Origin of the sequence: Microbispora siamensis (assembly GCF_016863095.1) — a bacterium.
In the GTDB taxonomy this organism is placed as follows: Bacteria; Actinomycetota; Actinomycetes; order Streptosporangiales; family Streptosporangiaceae; genus Microbispora; species Microbispora siamensis.
Map to the genome: position 1 here is coordinate 1 of NZ_BOOF01000101.1, position 4,227 is coordinate 4,227.

1 protein-coding gene is annotated in these 4,227 nt (G+C 76.7%); it reads left to right on the forward strand.

Annotated features, from left to right (window positions below):
• The coding region (locus Msi02_RS42585) for an SDR family NAD(P)-dependent oxidoreductase (RefSeq protein WP_204053386.1) at positions 1 to 4,227 on the forward strand (4,227 nt) is incomplete at both ends.

Genomic DNA, 4,227 nt, shown 5'->3' on the forward strand with positions numbered 1-4,227 from the left:
CAACGACACAGCACACACCGGCACATCCGGCACCGGCACATCCGAACCCCCTTCGAGCCGCAGCACCGCGAGCCTCACCACCGGCAGCCCCGGCACTGGGGCCGGGGACGAGGCCGGGCCGCCGGAAACGCCGCTGTTGCTGTCGGGGACCGACGCCGCCGCGCTGCGCAGGCAGGCCGCGGCGCTCGCCGATCACCTGCGCGACCACCCGGAGCTCGACCTGCGCGACGTGGCCGCCACACTCGTGGCTCGGGCACGGCTGGCGCACGGTGCCGCCGTCCTGGACGACCACCAGGCCGCCCTGCGGGCGCTGGCCCGGGGAGAGGTCCACGAGGCGGCCGTGACCGGCGAGCGGATCACCGGCCGCACCGTCTTCGTCTTCCCCGGGCAGGGGTCGCAGTGGCCCGAGATGGCCCGCGCGCTGCTGGCCGCCGATCCGGTCTTCCGTGCCGAGATCGACGCCTGCGCCGAGGCGTTCGCCCCCCACGTCGACTGGTCGTTGCACGCCGTGCTGCGCGGCGACCCCGGCGCCCCCTCGCTGGAGCGGGTCGACGTCGTGCAGCCGGTGCTGTTCGCGGTGATGGTGTCACTGGCCGCGATGTGGCGTGCCGCGGGTGTGCGGCCGGACGCCGTGGCGGGGCACTCCCAGGGCGAGATCGCCGCCGCGTACGTCGCGGGCGCGCTGTCCCTGGCCGACGCGGCGCGGCTGGTCACGTTGCGCAGCCGGGCCATCGCCCGCATCGCCGGAGACGGCGGCATGGTGTCGGTGGCGCTCGGCGCCGGGGAGGCGGCCGAGCTCGCGGCCCGCTGGGGCGGAGCCGTCGAGGTCGCCGTGCACAACGGGCCGCACTCCACCGTCGTCGCGGGGGACGCCGCCGCGCTGACCGAACTGCTCGCCTGGTGCGAGGACAACGGCGTGCGCGCCCGCCGGGTCCCGGTGGACTACGCCTCCCACACCCGGTACGTCGAGCCCCTGCGCGAGGAACTGCTCGAGACGTTCGCCGGGCTGACGCCGCGGCCGGCCGAGGTGGCGTTCCACTCGGCGGTGACCGGTGAAGCGGTCGACACGGCCACGCTCGACGCCGGCTACTGGTACCGCAACCTCCGGGAGACCGTCCGCTTCGACGCCGTCGTCAGCGGGCTGGCCGGCACCGGCCACCGCAGGTTCATCGAGATCAGCCCGCACCCGGTGCTCACCGTCGCCGTGGAGGAGATCCTGGCCGCGCGGGGCGTGAGCGGCCTCGCCACGGGCACCCTCAAGCGGGGCGAGGGCGGCGCGGACGCGTTCCGCCGGGCCCTGGCGGTGGCCCACCTCGCCGGGGCCTCCGTCGCGTGGCCGGTTCGCGGGGCGACGACGGTGGACCTGCCGACCTACCGGTTCGAACGCGAGCGTTACTGGCTGACGCCCTCCGCGGGGCCGGCCCAGGCGGCCAGGCTCGGCCTCGCCGCGGCCCGGCATCCGATCCTCGGTGCGATGGTCACCCTCGCGGACGGCGGCGCCGTCCTGACCGGGCAGATCGACCCGGCCGCGCAGGGCTGGGTCGCCGACCACAGGGTCCTGGGTGCCGTACTGCTGCCGGGGACGGCCTTCGCCGAACTGGCCGCGCACGCGGGCCGTCTCACCGGCGGTCTCGAGGTGCGGGAACTGACCGTCGAGGCTCCCCTCGTCCTGGACGCCGGCCGTACCGCGCAGGTGCAGGTGCTCGTCGGGACGCCCGACGGGGACGGGCGGCGCGGCATCGACGTGCACGCCAGGACCGGCGACGACGAGCCGTGGACCCGCCACGCCTCCGGCGTCCTCACGGAGGCCGACGAGACGTCCCGGCGGGCGGTGGCGCTTCCCGATGAGGATCTCCTGCCCTGGCCGCCCCCCGGGGCCGAGGTGGTCGGCGTGTCGGACGTCTACGCCCACCTGTACCGGCTGGGGTACGACTACGGCCCGGCGTTCCAGGGCCTCGCCGCCGCCTGGCGGGACGGCGGCACGGTGTACGCCGAGGTGAACGTTCCCGGCGACGCGGACTCTCCGGCGGGGACGAACGACTTCGCGCCGCATCCGGCGCTGCTCGACGCGGCGCTCCACCCTGTGGTGTCCGGGCTCGCCGGTCTCGCCGTCCCCGACCCGGCAGCGCCGCTCCTGCCGTTCGCGTTCGAGGGCCTGCGCCTCACCGGCGAGGCGGGGCGCACGCTGCGGGCCCGGATCGAGCCGCTCGGCGGCCACCGGTTCCGGTACCTGTTCGCCGACGAGAGCGGACGGGTCATCGGGGGAGTGGAGTCACTGGCCTTCCGGCCCGCGTCGCGCGCCGACCTCACCGGCGGCCGCGCCACCCCCGAGGCGTACACCGTGACCTGGGAGCCCCTCGCCGAGCCCGGCCAGGCGCCGGGCCGCGTCGCCGTGCTGGAGGGGTACGGCCCGATCGGAGACCTGCTGGATCTCGGCGACGGCACGGGCGTGGACGTCCTCGCCGATCTCGGAGCCGTGGCCGGGGCCGCTACGGTGCTCGCGCCGGTCGGCGCCTCCCCGTCCGCCTCCGGACCCTCGGCGGGACCGGTGGAGGAGGCGCACGCCCGGACCACCGCCGTCCTGTCCCTGCTGCGGCGGTGGCTCGCCGATCCCGCGCCCGACGCCGCCCTGCTGACGGTCGTCGTCGACGGGCGGGATCTGTCTTCCGCGGCGATCCGGGGCCTGGTCCGTACCGCCGCCGCGGAACACCCCGGCCGGTTCTCGCTCGCGGTCGTGGACGGCCCGGCGCCGGTGGCGCTGCTCGCCGCGGGCCACGGCGAGCGCGAGGTGCGCGTACGCGACGGGGTGGTCCTGGTCCCCAGACTCGTCGCGCAGGATCTCGGCCCGGCAGGTCCGGCGGCGGCGCTGATGGGCGAAGAGGACGGCTCGGACGAGGCGGAGGCGGACCGGGGGACGGTGCTCATCACGGGCGGAACGGGCACGCTGGGGGCGCTCGTCGCCCGCAGGCTGGCCGGTTCGGCCCGGCCCCCGCACCTGCTGCTGGTGAGCCGCTCCGGACCGGACGCCCCGGGTGCGGACGTGCTCGCCCGCGACCTGCGCGCGGCCGGGGCGGAGGTCACCGTTGCGGCCTGCGACGTCGCCGACCGGGACGCGCTGGCGGATCTGCTGGCCGCCGTCCCCGCCGGCCGCCCGCTCCGTGGCGTGGTGCACACGGCGGGCGTGCTCGCCGACGCCACCCTCACCGAGCTGACCCCGGACGCGCTGGCCGCCGTGCTGCGGCCGAAGGTCGACGCGGCCTGGCATCTGCACGAGCTGACCGCGGGCCTGCCGCTGAACCGCTTCGTGTTGTTCTCCTCCGCCGTGGCCGCCTTCGGCGTGCCGGGACAGGCGAACTACGCCGCGGCCAACGCGTTCCTCGACGCCCTGGCCGAGCACCGCAGCGGGCTCGGCCTGCCCGCCACCTCCATCGCCTGGGGCGTCTGGGACGAGGCCAGCGCCATGACCGGCGGCCTGGACGACGCCGGCCGGGCCCGGCTCGCCCGCTACGGCGTCGGCACGCTCGCCACCGCCACGGCGCTGGACGCCTTGAGTCGCGCGCGCGAGCCGTACGTGGTGGTCTCGCCTCTCGACGACGCCGTGCTGCGGGAGGAGGCCGCGGCCGGTCGGCTGCCCGCCCTGTTCTCCCGCCTCGTGGCGCTCCCGCGCGGTGCCCGGCGCACGCCCGGGGGAGCCTGGGCGAGCCGGGTGCGGGCCGAGCGGCCGCACGAGCGCGTCCACCTCGTCACCCGGCTGGTCCGCGAGCAGGCCGCGGCCGTCCTCGGTCACGCGAACCCGGCCGAGGTGCCCGGCGACCGCCCGCTGAAGGAGCTCGGTTTCGACTCGCTGACCGCGGTCGAGCTGCGCAACCGGCTCAACACGCTGACCGGGCTGACCCTGCCCGCCACCGTCGTCTTCGAGTTCCCCACGGTCACCGCGCTCGCCGGGCACCTGCTCGGGCTCCTCACCGCGGCGGACACGGGAACGTCGTCCGTCGCGGCCGTGCGGGCGGCGGACGACGATCCGGTGGTGATCGTGGGGATGGGGTGCCGGTTCCCTGGTGGGGTGGCCTCGCCGGAGGACCTGTGGGAGCTGGTCGCCAACGGCGTCGACGCGACCGGGGACTTCCCGGACGACCGGGGCTGGGACCTGGACAGGCTCTATCACCCCGACCCCGACCACCGGGGCACCGCCTACACCCGCAGGGGCGGCTTCCTCTACGACGCGGG